9 protein-coding genes and 3 pseudogenes are annotated in these 13,959 nt (G+C 58.0%); 4 read left to right on the top strand and 8 right to left on the bottom strand.

Annotation, left to right across the window (positions count from 1 at the left end; translation table 11 throughout):
• Positions 1 to 37 precede the first annotated feature (37 nt).
• Complete coding sequence (locus OMP38_RS06785; protein ID WP_277564412.1) at positions 38 to 2,497, bottom strand: hypothetical protein; 2,460 nt, start codon at positions 2,495 to 2,497, stop codon at positions 38 to 40.
• A gap of 220 nt (positions 2,498 to 2,717) precedes the next feature.
• Here OMP38_RS06785 and OMP38_RS06790 point away from each other — a divergent pair.
• Positions 2,718 to 4,068: pseudogene (locus OMP38_RS06790) on the top strand (Nramp family divalent metal transporter).
• 67 nt (positions 4,069 to 4,135) lie between these two features.
• On the opposite strand, the gene OMP38_RS06795 reads toward OMP38_RS06790, so the two are convergent.
• The 3 genes from OMP38_RS06795 to OMP38_RS06805 form a co-directional block, all read right to left on the bottom strand.
• On the bottom strand, positions 4,136 to 5,023 hold the full coding sequence (locus OMP38_RS06795; protein WP_277564413.1) for an IS3 family transposase: 888 nt from the start codon (positions 5,021 to 5,023) through the stop codon (positions 4,136 to 4,138).
• On the bottom strand, positions 4,924 to 5,286 hold the full coding sequence (locus OMP38_RS06800) for a helix-turn-helix domain-containing protein (RefSeq protein ID WP_277564414.1): 363 nt from the start codon (positions 5,284 to 5,286) through the stop codon (positions 4,924 to 4,926). The genes OMP38_RS06795 and OMP38_RS06800 overlap by 100 nt, the downstream gene beginning before the upstream one ends.
• Before the next feature lie 111 nt (positions 5,287 to 5,397).
• The gene (locus OMP38_RS06805; RefSeq protein WP_277564415.1) at positions 5,398 to 6,546 is read right to left on the bottom strand and encodes a glycosyltransferase family 4 protein; all 1,149 of its coding nucleotides are present in this window, start codon (positions 6,544 to 6,546) and stop codon (positions 5,398 to 5,400) included.
• A 242-nt stretch (positions 6,547 to 6,788) separates the two neighbouring features.
• On the opposite strand from OMP38_RS06805, the gene asd reads away from it, so the two are divergent.
• A complete protein-coding gene (asd, locus tag OMP38_RS06810; RefSeq protein WP_277564416.1) occupies positions 6,789 to 7,589 on the top strand; it encodes an archaetidylserine decarboxylase in 801 nt (266 codons plus the stop codon).
• Positions 7,590 to 8,222: 633 nt separating this feature from the next.
• On the opposite strand, the pseudogene OMP38_RS06815 reads toward asd, so the two are convergent.
• The 4 genes and pseudogenes from OMP38_RS06815 to pdxR form a co-directional block, all read right to left on the bottom strand.
• Positions 8,223 to 8,318: pseudogene (locus OMP38_RS06815) on the bottom strand (IS1595 family transposase); the annotation flags it as partial.
• 80 nt (positions 8,319 to 8,398) lie between these two features.
• Positions 8,399 to 9,043: an IS1595 family transposase gene (locus OMP38_RS06820; RefSeq protein ID WP_277564417.1), complete on the bottom strand. Its 645-nt coding sequence runs from the start codon at positions 9,041 to 9,043 to the stop codon at positions 8,399 to 8,401.
• 234 nt (positions 9,044 to 9,277) lie between these two features.
• Positions 9,278 to 10,063: a helix-turn-helix domain-containing protein gene (locus OMP38_RS06825; protein WP_277564418.1), complete on the bottom strand. Its 786-nt coding sequence runs from the start codon at positions 10,061 to 10,063 to the stop codon at positions 9,278 to 9,280.
• Entirely contained in the window at positions 10,056 to 11,687 is a 1,632-nt protein-coding gene (gene pdxR, locus OMP38_RS06830; protein WP_277564419.1) for a MocR-like pyridoxine biosynthesis transcription factor PdxR, read from the bottom strand. The genes OMP38_RS06825 and pdxR overlap by 8 nt, the downstream gene beginning before the upstream one ends.
• 114 nt (positions 11,688 to 11,801) lie before the next feature.
• Here pdxR and OMP38_RS06835 point away from each other — a divergent pair, with 114 nt between their 5' ends.
• Positions 11,802 to 12,416: a pyridoxamine 5'-phosphate oxidase family protein gene (locus OMP38_RS06835; RefSeq protein WP_277564420.1), complete on the top strand. Its 615-nt coding sequence runs from the start codon at positions 11,802 to 11,804 to the stop codon at positions 12,414 to 12,416.
• Positions 12,417 to 12,574: 158 nt separating this feature from the next.
• Positions 12,575 to 13,882, top strand: a pseudogene (locus tag OMP38_RS06840) (aminotransferase class I/II-fold pyridoxal phosphate-dependent enzyme); the annotation flags it as partial.
• Positions 13,883 to 13,959: the final 77 nt, after the last annotated feature.

Genomic DNA, 13,959 nt, shown 5'->3' on the forward strand with positions numbered 1-13,959 from the left:
TTCGAGCGAAGATGATAAGCCGTGACCGCGGCTTCCTCTATCTCTCCGCATCGATCCGGCTTTCCGCCAGGGCGGCGATCTTAAGCATGTCGGACGACAAGTGACGGAGAGATACCGCGCCTCTTCCGAGATGAACGCCTCTAACGGCTTCCGGCTGCAACTGGGCTTCTCCTACGCTCATCGCATCCAGCTGCGCCCAGCCTATCGCGCGCAAGGCAAGCGCTTCGCGCGTCACGCTGCCTTCGCTCAGCTTGTCGGGCGTAATGGCGCCCGAGGCGAGCGCAGCTGCGTTCACGCTGCCTGCGCTCAGATGACGGGCTTCCACGGCGCCGTTCGCCAGCTTGCCGGCCGTCACGCTCGATTCGGCCAGCTTTTCCGCCGTGACCGATCCTGCAATAAGCAAATCAGTGCCCACGCTGTCGGTCGTCAAGTGATGTCCGGACACGGCGCCTTCGGCAAGCGCGTCTCCCGTGACCGCGCCATAGCGCAGCTGCTCGCTGCCGACCGAGTCCTGCGCCAGCTTCGAATGGCCGACGCTGCCTTCAGCCAGTTGCTCCGGACCGACCGCGCCCGGCTGAATCGCTTCTCTGCGCACGCTGCCGGCCGCCAGATGGACGTCGCCGACCGCTTTTTCCGCGAGCTCGCTTCCTCCGATCGCGCTTCTGGCGACAGCCGACCGGCCGACGGCGCCCGGCGCGATCTTTGCCGCGGTCACGCTGCCATCCGCCAGCTTGGCGCCGGAGACCGACAGATCCGCGAGCTTTTCGACCGTGACCGACTCCGGCGCCAGCTTCAACGACGTGACGACATGATCGTTCAGATGATGGGCGGATACCGAACGGATCGCAAGCTGCTGCCCGCCGACCGCGCCTTCGGCCAACTGATCCGCTGTCACCGCGTTCGCCCGGATCGCCGCCGTGTCCACGGCGCCAGGCGCAAGCTGTTCGCCTCCGACGGATCCCTTCGCCAGATGCTCCGCATCGATCGCGCCGGACGCGATATGCGGACCGTGCACGGCGCCGCCTGCGATTTTAGAAGCGACGATTGCGCCATCCGCTACATGCGCAGTACCTACCGCCCCATCCGCCAGCTGGTCCGCAAGCACGGAACCTGCGGCCAGGTGCGCCGGACCGACTGCGCGCGCGGCGATCTTGGCGCCATTCACGGCGCCGTCCGCCAATTGATCGGCGCCTACGGCCCCGCCTGCCAATCGATCGCCGCCGATCGCGCCTGCAGCAATATGCTTGCCCTGCAGCGTTCCGTGCGCGACGTGATCGGCCAGGATGAGGCCTGGCGTCAAATGCTCTGAGCCGATGGCGCCCGCAGCGATTTTCGTCGTGCCGACCGCTCCGTCGCGGATTTTTGAGCCTGTCACGGCGCCATCGGCCAGCTTGGCGGTATCCACGCTTTCGTGCGCTAGATTTTCGGTCAACACGGAGCCGCGCTTGATCTTGTCGGACGTGATCGATTGTTCCTGCAGCAGCTCGGACGTGATGATCGACAGCGACAGATGCTTCGCTTCAATAGATCGCTCAGCCAGCTTGTCGCCGTTGATGATCCGGTCCGCCAGCTTCTCAGGCGTGATGCTGCCATCCTTGAGCTTATCGCCAGTGACCGATTTGTCGCGAAGCTTTTGGCCCGATACGGCGTTTTTGGCCAAATGCTCCCCAGTGATCGTCTCCTGCGCAATCTTCTGTCCGCTGACCGAACGGTCGGCCAACTTGATCTGAGAAACGGCGTAATCGGCCAACTGCGCCGTCGTCACCGCCTCGCTGTCGATGTGGTACGTGCGAACAGCGCGAGGTGCGAGCTTGCTCTCAGCCACGGAAGCGTCCGCCAAGTCGTCCGTATAGACGAGCGGCTTAGGCTTGCCCGGCAGACGCTGCTCGAGCAGCCTGTCGTAACGGGCCTCCCGGTCGAAGGGAACGGACGGAACGTCGTTCGGACGAATGGTTTCATTGGACGCGGAGACATTCCCCGAAGATGCCGCGACAGATTCGACGTTATCCTTCTTCATGCCGCCGGTTAGGGCCGGCGCCGCTTCGGAAATCGATACGAATTCATCGGCAACGACCGTGTTGTCGCCCGCCTTGCCAGTCTCCTCGAAGCTGCCCAGGTCGTCAGCCGTCACGAATTCGTTAATGGGGCCGGTCGAGAAAAAGTCCGTAGGCACGCCTTCGATTCTCGGCCGTTGTTTGACGTTGCGCCTTGCCAAGTTGTCGTCGACGCTTTTCTTCAAAGGAGTATGCAAGGCTTCCTTCGTAATCAGGGGCAGTTCTGCCGATCTTCCCGTATCCTTGCGCAGAGCCGGCTGCTCTTCTGCAGCGGCGGGGACCAGAAGGTCCTCCGCAGCCGCCGTACTGTGCAGTCCCACCTTTTCCTGTTCCTCAGAGCGCAGCTCCTCGACCCAACTTAATTCCTGCTGGTTGGGGTTATCTACAAAGTAGAGCGGTTTTCGTACCTGCCGCTTCTTTTTTCCGGATTTGGACGTCTTCATGTGAGGCTCCTTCCCGAATATGATCTGCCTCATACTATGCAGGGATCCGGGCGGGTGTCACGACGGCTTCAAGCCCGTGCAAAAATGCAGTTTACTTTTTCAGGGTTCGGGCGTATATTAAAACCTAACAGAGGTTTTGCCTCAGTGCAACTTTATGTCCCATATGCCAAAATTATTGCCTTATGCAGATTATATTTATCTCAACAAGAGGTGATCCGTCATGAAAGAAGAAGCCGCGCTCAGCACGCCGCCAACCGGCGGCTGGCGCCGCAAGGATGGCATGCCGTCGCTGCCCGAAGCGCACAGAAGTCTAAAAGTACCGCACAAAGGCTCGCTGATCCGCAAGTTCCTGGCCTTTGCCGGCCCAGGTTATCTCGTAGCCGTCGGCTACATGGATCCCGGCAACTGGGCGACGGACTTGGCCGGCGGTTCCCAGTTCGGCTACGCGCTGCTCTCGGTCATCCTGCTGTCTAACCTGATGGCGATGGTGCTTCAAGCCTTATCCGGCAAGCTCGGCATCGTCACCGGCAAAGACCTGGCCCAGGCCTGCCGCGATCATTACAGCAAGCCGGTAGCGGTGGGGCTGTGGGCGCTCTGCGAGCTTGCCATTGCTGCCTGCGATCTGGCCGAAGTGATCGGGGCCGCGATCGCGCTGAACCTGTTATTCGGCATTCCGCTGCTGTACGGCGTTATTTTAACCGCGTTCGACGTCCTGAATTATTTTGTTCCTTCAGAATAAAGGGTTTCGCTACATCGAGGCGTTCGTCATCGCGCTGATCGTGCTCATCGGCGCATGCTTCGGCATCGAGCTCTTCCTGTCGCAGCCTTCGATCGCCGGCATTGCCAAAGGCTTCGTGCCGAGCGCGGAGATCATCTCCAATCCGACCATGCTTTATATTGGAATCGGCATTCTCGGCGCGACGGTCATGCCGCACAATCTGTACCTGCACTCTTCGATCGTCCAGACGCGCGATTACGACCGCACGCCCGCGGGCAAGCGACAAGCGATTAAATACGCGACTTGGGACTCCTCGATCGCCTTGTTCTTCGCCCTGTTCATTAACGCCGCGATTCTGATCATCGCGGCTGCGGCATTCCATACGAGCGGCCACTCCGAAGTGGCGGACATCGACGAAGCCTACCATCTGCTCGCGCCGCTGCTCGGCACAGCCGCAGCATCCGTCTTATTCGGAGTTGCACTGCTCGCTTCGGGACAAAACTCTACGCTGACCGGCACCCTCGCGGGCCAGATCGTCATGGAGGGCTTTCTGAACATTCGGATGAAGCCTTGGCTGAGGCGCCTCATCACGAGGCTTATCGCGATCGTGCCGGCGGTCATCGTGACGGCATTGTACGGTGAAAAGGGAACGATGGACCTGCTCATCCTAAGCCAGGTCATCCTATCCTTGCAGTTGTCCTTCGCCGTCGTTCCGCTCGTCAAGTTCACGTCCGATCGCGTCAAGATGGGCGAGTTCGCCAACAAGGCATGGCTGAAATGGCTGTCTTGGACCATCGCTGCCGTCATAATGGTGCTCAACGCGTACTTGTTGTACCGCACGTTTTTCGGTTAATCCTTTAATAAAAAAGCCCGCGCGGCTAGTGGTCAAGACCCCATTTAGCGGACATGTAAGAAAAGCCCTACCCCACAAGCTGGTTCCGGTATTGAGCCGGGGTCAGCTTGTTTAGTTTTCTTTGCGGTCGACGGTTGTTATAAAAATGAATATAAGCTTTAATTCGTCTTTGTGCTTCTTGAACGGATCGAATATGATAAGGATAGAGTGCTTCTGTCTTCAAATGGGAGAAGAAGCTCTCCATTGAGGCGTTGTCATAACAATTGCCTCGGCGAGACATGCTGATTTGGGCGCCAACCTTTGGCAGCATGTCGTGGTATTTGTAGGACGTGTACTGGGATCCTTGGTCGCTGTGAACGACCATTCCGGCCACGTCCTTCTTCCCTTTAAAGGCCTTCTTAAAGGTCGTGAGCACAAGTTCTAGGTCATTGCGCTCACTCATGTGGTACGCCACAATGGAGTTGTCATACAAATCTTTAATAGCGGACAAATATAGCCATTCGTTTCCTACGCGGTATTGGGTGACGTCGGTTACCCACTTTTGATTCGGTGCATCCGCTTCGAATTTGCGCGCTAAGACGTTTTTCACGACGCGGTCGCCCGTGTTCCAAGTACGCGCGTGGTGACGGTACTTTCGGCGTATTCTAGCGCTCAACCCAATTTCTTGCATCAGTCGCAATACCTTCTTATGATTCATCCATACACCGTGGTCCTGATGTAGGAAAAGCTGCACTTGCCGGTAGCCGTAAATGCCGTTGTAACGCGTGTAAGTCTTCTGGATAAGCGCCTTAGATTCCGCGTCCTTATCCTCGTTCATCCGGTCCAGGTAGTCGTAATAACCGCTCCGCGAGACGCCTACTTCTTTACAAAGCGCTGTAACGCTGAAGCTTCCACGCAATTCATGGACGAGCCGGTATTTCTCTGATACACCTCCGCCTTCGTAATGGCCAACCACTTTTTTAGGACAGCATTCTCCATTTCCAATCGCTTGACGTAACGCTCCTCATCACTGTATTGCTTCCGTTTCCCACGCCCATCCATAAGCCCAAACTCGCCCATCTGCTTATAACGTCTCAACCATACTTTTAAACGATCTAAATCAACGATCCCCAGCTTGTCGGCCACTTGCTGCTTCGTCATTCCTTGAAGTCGCATTTCCACGGCTCTCTTTTTCATTTCAAAACTGTAAGTAAGCAACTTCTGCCCTTTTTTCGCCATAACGAAAGCACCCCCTAGAATAGATCGTCATTGAGAGGGTTTTTCTCAATGTCCATTCTAAGGGGTGCAGCTCATAGCCGCACGGGTTTCTTCATGTATTCTGACTCTGACTTATTCCTTTTCGCCTGCTGCCTCCAAGTCCCGATAGAGCTCTGCGAGCCATCGTTCCGCAGTGTGCCGCCAGGTAAACCGCTCCACTACTCGTTCGCGCCCCAAAGCACCCATCCTCGTGCGGAGCGCTTCATCTTCCAGCAGAAGCGATATCCGTGCGGGCAGCTCCGCATCCAAGCGACGCGGGTCCACCAGAAACCCGGTGACGCCGTCTTCGACGATCTCCGTCATGCCGCCGACACGGCAAGCGACGACAGGCAATCCCGAAGCCATCGCCTCTACATTGACGAGTCCGAAAGCCTCGCGGCGCACGGAAGGAACAACAGCCACATCGGCCATACTGAACCAAGCCGGCATCTGATCGTGCGAGGCATATGGTTCGAAGTGCACGTAACGGCGCCATGGCCTGGCCATGCGCAGCAGCTTGCGCGAATAGGCGGAGGTACGGCTTGAACCGTAAAACGGAGAGCCTACGATGACCAACAGCACGTTCGGGTGGCGGCGGATGAGCGCCGGCAGCGCTGCGATCAGATGGTGCACCCCTTTCAGGGGAATAAGCCTGCCCGCGAATAATACGATCTGGCGGTGCTGCCAGCCATGAGCGCTCCGTATGGTCTCGCGCACGGTAGGTCTGCCGAACCTGGCCGGATCGACGCCCGGATAGACAACGCCCAGTTTGGAAGCCACGCGAGGCGACCTTCTCTCTACATCCGCCTTCAAGAAGAAGCTGTTCACAAGTATCCGATCGGCCGCCCCGAGGCATTCCTGAAGCTCCCTTGGCGAGATTGCTTTACCCGAGATGAAAGTATTCGAGTGCAAATGAAGCCATACGCGCGCGCCTGGAAATTTTCGCTTCAGCAGCGGCACCATCCGCGGTCGGTTCTCTACCTCGATGAGCTGCGGCCGGTAAACGCGCAGTCCTGCAACCACGCCCGACAGATAGGCGCGTCTCCCCGGCGCGCGAACACGTTCGCAGCGGGCACCGTGTAGCATGCCCCTTCGCGGCAGCCCCTTTGCGGTTCTTCCATAAATGCGCACCTCCAGATTGTCCGCGAGCAAGGGCACGAAATTTTCCACGACGCGCTCCACGGAGCCCCCGCGCGGCGCGGGGACCGGATATGCACCCGGCGTTACGAATGCGGCTCTCAAGGTATCACCACCCCTCGTCCTGTATTTCAGACAGCATACACCCGGAGGCAGTCGTCGGACACGGCGGGTACCCGCGGCGAAGCGAATGGCTCGCAAATGGGTGTTCATGACTGCTCCTGCGAAGGATGCGATTCAGGCAGGTTGAAGTTTGGTCAGCGATATGTCACACTAAGGGACGACTGCGCGCAATTCGCGCCCGCTGTCGGGAAATCCTATCTATGAGGCAAAGGAGTGGCCGCACGATGAACCGTTGGCTGCTGCGCGCCATGACGGAGCTGTCTTCGCGCAAATTCATTTCCCGCTTGACGGGGAACTTCGCCAAATCGCCGATGAGCCGGCGCTTGATCCCCAGATTCGCGGCGTTATACCGGATCCCGGTCGAAGAAGCGGAAAAGCCGCTTGCCGAATACGCAACGCTTAACGAGTTTTTTACCCGCCGGCTCGCGCCGGGCAGCCGGAACATCGACGCTTCCCCCGACGCGTTAGTAAGTCCGGTTGACGCGCGAATCGCCGCCTGCGGACCGATCGAAAACGGGCTGCTCCTGCAAGTCAAAGGACAGGATTATTCGCTGGAGGAGCTGCTGAACCGCTCGCCCCGCACCGGTCAGTACCGCAGCGGCTATTACTGGGTGCTATACCTTAGCCCGACCGATTATCACCGGATCCACGCTCCGTGCGCCGGCGAGATCGTCGAGACCGAGCATATCCCCGGCCGTGTCTACCCCGTGAACGAGCGAGGACTGACCTTAATGCGGCGCGTGCTCTCCCGCAACGAACGGCTCATCACCTACATGCGTCATGGCAGCGGCGAGCTCGCGGTCGTGAAGGTCGGCGCGCTAAACGTCAGCAGCATCAAGTATGCAGACCCCCTCCCCCGTTCGCTTGAACGCGGTCAGGAGCTCGCTTACTTTGAATTCGGCTCCACCGTCGTTCTGTTGACGGAAGACGACACCTTCCTGCCGCTGCCGGGGTTCCAGGCTGGCGATCAGGTACGCGTGGGACAGCTGCTCGGCACTTTGATCGCGGAACCAACTAAAAACTAGCTTTCTGAAGGGACCAATGCGGACTGCGTTTAAGCGGCGAAATGACTTTCACCGTCAGCGCAAAGGCTTTGGTCCTTTTTTCGTTGCTGGGACGCGTCAGAACCAAAGCTCCTTTTCTCCCATTTACACGATATCCCCTTCGCGCAGGCTGACGAAGTTAAGCGACCCAGTCGAAGTTAAGCGATCCAGTCGACGAGGTTAAGCGATCCAATCGTTCAATCAACGAAACTTCAAATACGAAACCAAATACGAAAAAATGAACAAACGAAAATTACGCATTCAAAAATACGCATTCAAAAATGCATTTAAAAATGCAATCGAAAATATGCAATTCAAATACGCAATTCAATTACGCAATTCAATTACGCAATCCAATTACACAATCGAAATTACGCAATCGAAATTACGCAATCGAAATCAAGCAGTTGAAATGATAGCTATAAGCAAAAAACTGAAGTTTGCCGAGAGCCTTGAACCTAACTTCATTTGCGCAGTCATCTCGCCACCGTGCGTTCAAGAAACGAAAATCGAACGGGATAGCTGCGATAAATGCGTCTGTCCGGTCCAACGGATAGAACGGACGCCGTATCTCTTACGAACAAGCATGGGTTGTGTAATCGTGTTCGTACGGCCGCAAAGCGAAAGCAAAGTACCGAACCCCTCTGCACGTCCGTTCACGCGAAAGCAATATTCATCCAGGTAAGCTTGCAAGTGCTTGGGTCCGATGCCCCCCGAATGTCCGTGCCAACCAACCGATCGCTCCTCGCCATACGGCCCCCAATGCCGTCACGCCTTCGGGTCCCGATGCCTTAACGATCTCGATGCGACGACTCCCGGAACGGTCCTCGGCCGCATGCCTCCACAAAAATCCGCCGAACGAATCGATGGCGAACGTACGGCGACTGAATGTCGCGGCGGACAATCTTTTTGATTTTGACCTCCGCAAGCTCTCCGCTATCGGGATCGACCGACGCTCCCGCGACGGCGGGCTCGTCCCGGTACGTCAACGGATCCAACGGCCTGTTCGTCGCCGGCCGCGCATAGAAGTCCCCTAGTAACTGTAAATCGCCTGCCAGCGGCCGCCCCTCGTCGTGCACCTGAATCGCATAGCGAAGCTTATGATTGATGAGCCAAGCCGTCTTGTACGTTACCTGAATCAGCTCCGCCAACAGTGTAGCCGATATGCCGGTCTGCATCAGAAACAACGCCTGAAACCACTTCACGAGCGGCGTACGGGTGCCCTCTAGGATCGTACCGGCCGTAAGCGAGGTCTGGCGGGCGCATGAACGGCATTCGAATACGCGGCGTCCGCGGGAAACAATACGATAAAAGTCGAGTCCGCCGCATCGCGGACAACGAAAGCCGTCAGGCCATTTCGCACGAAAAAGGGCGCTCTCGCAATCTTCTTCGCCAAAAGCGGGTACCTGCTCGCACAAACGATTCGAATTGCTCATCACATTTCCTCCAGCAAAAAAAGGGAACTTATGTTCTTATTGTACCTATTAATTCCATTTTATTCAAGACAAAATATTTTTCCTGCGTTAAAGGGATAGCACGAAATATTGCCCTTGGCCAGCGCTAGTATCAGTGCACTTCCCTGTGCGAAGGGGATACCGATGTAATGGCGGAAAACGAGCGATTGTCACGGCCGAGGACGTTCGCAGCATGCGTAAAAAAAAGAAGGAGCCCTATCGGATCTCCGACGGGCTCTTGCCTGTGTATTGTTTGAACTGGCGGCTGAAAAAGAAGATATCGCGGTACCCGAGCGCGTCGGCGACTTCGGTCACGTTCATTCCCGCGTGCAGGAGCAGATGCTGTGCCCGTTCGATCCGAGTGCGAATCATGTAGGTCTGAACCGAGGATCCGATCAATTCTTTAAACTTGACCGAAAAGTATCGGGGCGACAGACCCGCGCGCGCTGCCAGATCGTCGACGCGATGGGATTCGCCCGGATGCTGGCGGATGTAATTGGCGACCTCGTGGATGCTCTCGGTCAGCTGATTGCTCGCCTTGCGCTCGACGGGCTCCTCCAGGTCATTGCGCAGCAGGTGAATGATGAGCTGCTTAAGCACGAGCCTTGCTTCTTCCTCCGCAGCGAACGTTTTGACGAGGAAGAGCCGAACATACCTCGCCAGCAGATGCTCGAACTCGAACGTATCCTGCAAAATCCGGTACGGCTTCGGCACGAACTTCACCGGCACGTTGACGTCGAAGTGAATGTAAGTGAGTACGAGCGGCTTTTGCGGATTGTGCGTAGCGCTCGTATGATCTCCAGGCCTGAAAAGGAAGCAGCTTCCTTTTTCCACAGGATACGCCTGGCCGTTCAGGACGACCTCGCCTTCTCCGCTCCATACGTAAAATAAATCGTAATTCGCAAGCGGCTTTTCTCGCTGCTGCCACTTCCAGCCGGGCTCGCATACGATCTTCGCCAGGTAAAGCTTGAGCTCGTAGGCATCCGGCGACGCGTCAAGCATCTCCCGCTCCTCCATTCCTTGCTGCGTACTTAAGCACTGCAGACTCTTTTTCCCGGGGCTCTTCTATGAGTCCCAGCCGTGCAGCCGTCTCGGTAATCCGCCGCATTCCCTTAGCAATGCCATTCTCATCCAGGTGCGCAAAACCGAACAAGGCGGTACGCTCATCCGGTCGCTGCCCGGCTGCGTAAACCGTACCGTCGCCCCAGCACGCGCCCGCTTGCCTGCAGGCGAGCGCGAATCGATCGTACCGTTCGGGCGAATCCGTCCAAGTCGCGAACAACAGCAGTCCCGCGTCCGCGGGATGTACGTCGAACAGCGGCTCGAGCTTCGACAGCTCTTCGCGCAGCAATCCTTGCAGCCGATTAAAAATACGCCGGGTCCGCCGCAAATGGCGATCGTATTCGCCCTGATTCATCCAGTCCGCCAGCGCGCGCTGCTCGGTCAGACCTGCCGGATAAGGATCATAGAGCTGCTTGGCCAGCATAAACGGTTCGCGAAGCGCGGGCGGCAATACCGCGTAGCCGATCCGCACCTCCTGCCGCATCGCACGCGAAAACGAGCCGACGTAAACGACCCGCCCCTGCCGATCGAGCGACTTGAGCGGCTCGATCGGACGCCCCGACCAGCGGAACTCACTGTCATAGTCGTCCTCCACGATCCAAGCCCCCCGCTTGGCGGCCCAGTCCAGCAGTGCCATCCTTCGTTCGTAGGTGAGCACCGCGCCGGTAGGGAACTGCCGGGTCGGCGTCACGAACAGCAGCTCAGCCTGCCAATCGTCCGGCATGATGCCTTGACGGTCCACCGGCGCCGCAATCAGCGCGGCACCGCTCGCGCGAATGGCGCGCTGCGTGCCGCTGTAGCAAGGATCCTCCGCGACGGCCGATTTGCCCGGCTCGAGCAGCAGTTGCGCCAGCAGGGCGATCGCTTGCATCGAACCGCCCGTCACGACGATGTCCTCCGCTTCGCATAGGATGCCGCGCTCGCGCCGCAGCCTTCCCGCGATCGCCCGGCGCAGCTCCGCGCTGCCCGCCGCGGCGGCGCCGTCCTCCGCCGGGGCGGGTCCGCGCCGCCGCCATTCCGCCGATACCGCTGCCTTCCATGACATCCAAGGGAACCAGCGCTCTCCCATGCCGCGCGGTTTAAAGGAGATCGTTTCGAATGACTTGTCGGCGGAAACTTCGGTACCTTCTCGCGGAGACACGTCTAACCGGGCCTCCCTCACAAGCCGCAAGCCCCAAACCGAAAGTCCCAATGCGGATGAGCCCGATAAACCCGCCGCCGGCTCATCATCTTCGCCATGCGCCTTTGCATGCGATGGCGGCTTATTCGCTGCGCCGCTGTCCCGATTCCAGACGGCTTCCATGGGACGCGCATCTGCTCCCGCCACGTAAGTCCCTCGCCCCACCGATGCGCGCACGTAGCCCTCCGCGGCAAGCATCTCGTAAGCGATGCTGACGCTGCCGCGGGACAGTCCGTACGATTCGGCCAACATCCTCGTCGAGGGCAGTTTGGCGCCGGGCGGGAGCTTGCCGGCGACGATGCTGTCGCGAATCGCCTGAAATAATGCGAGATGTTTGACGCCGCAAGCGGACAATCGCACGTCATAGGGTACTTGGATGCTCATCGCCGCCCCACTTTCCCGTTTCAATGGACCAATGATTTTAATGTAAATTGGATCTTTTGACTTGTCAATGTCGGACTTAGAATAAAACTCACATCTTAAAAGGAGGCGGCTGTCATGCGCAGAAAAGAATTCGAAGTGGAAGACCGCGAAACTTGCGAAGCGTTTCTGAACGAGCGGGACGACGGGGTGTTAACCTTTATCGGCAGCGACGGCTGGCCGAAGGCAGTGCCGCTGAACTACGCGTACGCGGCAGGGAACGTCTATTTCCACGGAAGCAAAAAGGGAGAAAAGATGAATGGCCTTGCGGAGAACAACCGGGCGGAATTCATCGTCTACGAGGCGCATGCGTTCATTCCTTCCTATTATAGCGATCCGCTGATGGCGTGTCCGGCTACGCTTTACTTCCGCTCCGTCCGCATCCGCGGCCGGGTCGAACAGGTCGAAGACGCCACGGAGAAAGCGACTGCGCTCTCCGCGCTGATGGCCAAGCTCCAGCCGGAAGGCGGACATCTGCCGATCGATGCGGGGAACCCGAAATACGCAGCCCAGCTTAAAGGCGTGGCCGTGCTCCGTCTTGCCATCGAAGCGATGACGGGCAAGTTCAAATTCGGACAAAATCTGTCCGACAAAAAACGGAGCGAGGTCATCGGAGGCTTGGAAGAGAGAGGCCGTCCGGGGGACCCGCTCACCGTCTCGTTCATGAAAGAATGGGCGCCGAAGCAAAATTAAACCAGATTGCTCCAAATTCGCTCAAGGATTGTTCACCTTCCGCACCGACGCGCGGGTGACGCGTATGGTACGATCGTGTATAATAGCAACTGATGCCCTGCCTGAGAAATTTTCTCACAAGGGAACTCGATCATGTGGAAGGATGACGGCAATGAACCCCCCTCGCGCAACAGCTCAACGACACCATCGCCAAGGAACAGCCTCGAATCGCGGAGATGCTCTCCGGACTCGGCAAGGCCATTTATTTTCCCAAGATAGGCATCCTGAGCCAATCTGCCGAAGCGAAGCAAAAAGCGAAAACGTATAACGCGACGATCGGTATCGCGACGGAGAACGGGCAGCCGATGCACCTGAAAATGATCCAAGACAAATTGTCCGCCTATAATCCGAAGGACATTTACGAATATGCGCCACCGGCCGGCAAGCCTGAGCTCCGTACCGCATGGCGCGAAAAGATGCTGAAGGAGAACCCTTCCCTCCAAGGCAAGACGTTCAGCATGCCCGTCGTCACGAACGCGCTGACGCATGGCCTGAGCATCGTTGCCGATCTATTCGCCGACGCCGGAGACGCCGTTATCATCCCCGACAAAAACTGGGAGAACTACGAGCTGACCTTCGGCATTCGCCGGGGCGCCGAGATCGTGGAGTACCCGCTTTACGCCGAGGACGGCCTGTTCAACGCGCAAGGGCTGCGCGACACGCTGCTCTCCCGCAAAGCGCAGGGCAAAGCGATCGTGCTGCTCAACTTCCCGAACAACCCGACCGGCTATACGCCGAGCCGCGAGGAAGGCGCAGCGATCGTCGCCGCCATTAAAGACGCCGCCGAAGCCGGCATCAACGTCGTCGCGGTGACCGACGACGCGTACTTCGCGCTGTTCTTCGAAAACTCGCTGCACGAGTCGCTCTTCGGCGCCCTGTGCGGTTTGCACGAACGCGTGCTTCCGGTCAAGATCGATGGCGCTACGAAGGAAGAATACGTCTGGGGTTTCCGCGTCGGATTCATTACCTACGGCGGCACTTCGGAGTCCGCGCTCGCTGCCCTGGAACAGAAGACGCTAGGCATCATCCGCGCGACGATCTCGAGCGGGCCGCATCCTTCGCAGACGTTCGTGCTGGACGCGCTCAAATCGCCCGAATTCGAAGCTCAAAAAGCCGAGAAGTACGCCATCATGAAAGGCCGCGCGAATAAGGTCAAGAGCCTGCTCGACAGCGGCAAATATGAAGGCGTTTGGAGCTATTACCCATTCAACTCCGGCTACTTCATGTGCTTGCGGCTCGACGGGATCAGCGCAGAAGCCGTCCGTCAACGCTTGCTCGACCGTTATGAAGTCGGTACGATCGCGCTCGGCCAGCATGATCTGCGCGTCGCCTTTTCCTGTATCGAAGAGCCATATCTGGAGGATCTGTTCGACCGGATCTACGCAGCCGTGACCGAGGTCAGGGCCGAAGCCGCCGAACAAGCGTAGTTTCTATCGCAGCATGCATCGTGAAACACGAAAGGCCTTGCTCCCGATCATCGTCCGATGACGGCGGCAAGGCCTTT

It is taken from the genome of Cohnella ginsengisoli (genome assembly GCF_029525555.1).
GTDB classification, from domain to species: Bacteria; Bacillota; Bacilli; order Paenibacillales; family Paenibacillaceae; genus Cohnella; species Cohnella ginsengisoli.

Bases quoted from the DNA above. Each gene is read 5' to 3' on its own strand.
- OMP38_RS06785 (WP_277564412.1), bottom strand. From the start codon at position 2,497: ATGAAGACGTCCAAATCCGGAAAAAAGAAGCGGCAGGTACGAAAACCG.
- OMP38_RS06800 (WP_277564414.1), bottom strand. From the start codon at position 5,286: ATGGCGAAAAAAGGGCAGAAGTTGCTTACTTACAGTTTTGAAATGAAA.
- asd (WP_277564416.1), top strand. From the start codon at position 6,789: ATGAACCGTTGGCTGCTGCGCGCCATGACGGAGCTGTCTTCGCGCAAA.
- OMP38_RS06820 (WP_277564417.1), bottom strand. From the start codon at position 9,043: ATGAGCAATTCGAATCGTTTGTGCGAGCAGGTACCCGCTTTTGGCGAA.
- OMP38_RS06825 (WP_277564418.1), bottom strand. From the start codon at position 10,063: ATGCTTGACGCGTCGCCGGATGCCTACGAGCTCAAGCTTTACCTGGCG.
- pdxR (WP_277564419.1), bottom strand. From the start codon at position 11,687: ATGAGCATCCAAGTACCCTATGACGTGCGATTGTCCGCTTGCGGCGTC.
- OMP38_RS06835 (WP_277564420.1), top strand. From the start codon at position 11,802: ATGCGCAGAAAAGAATTCGAAGTGGAAGACCGCGAAACTTGCGAAGCG.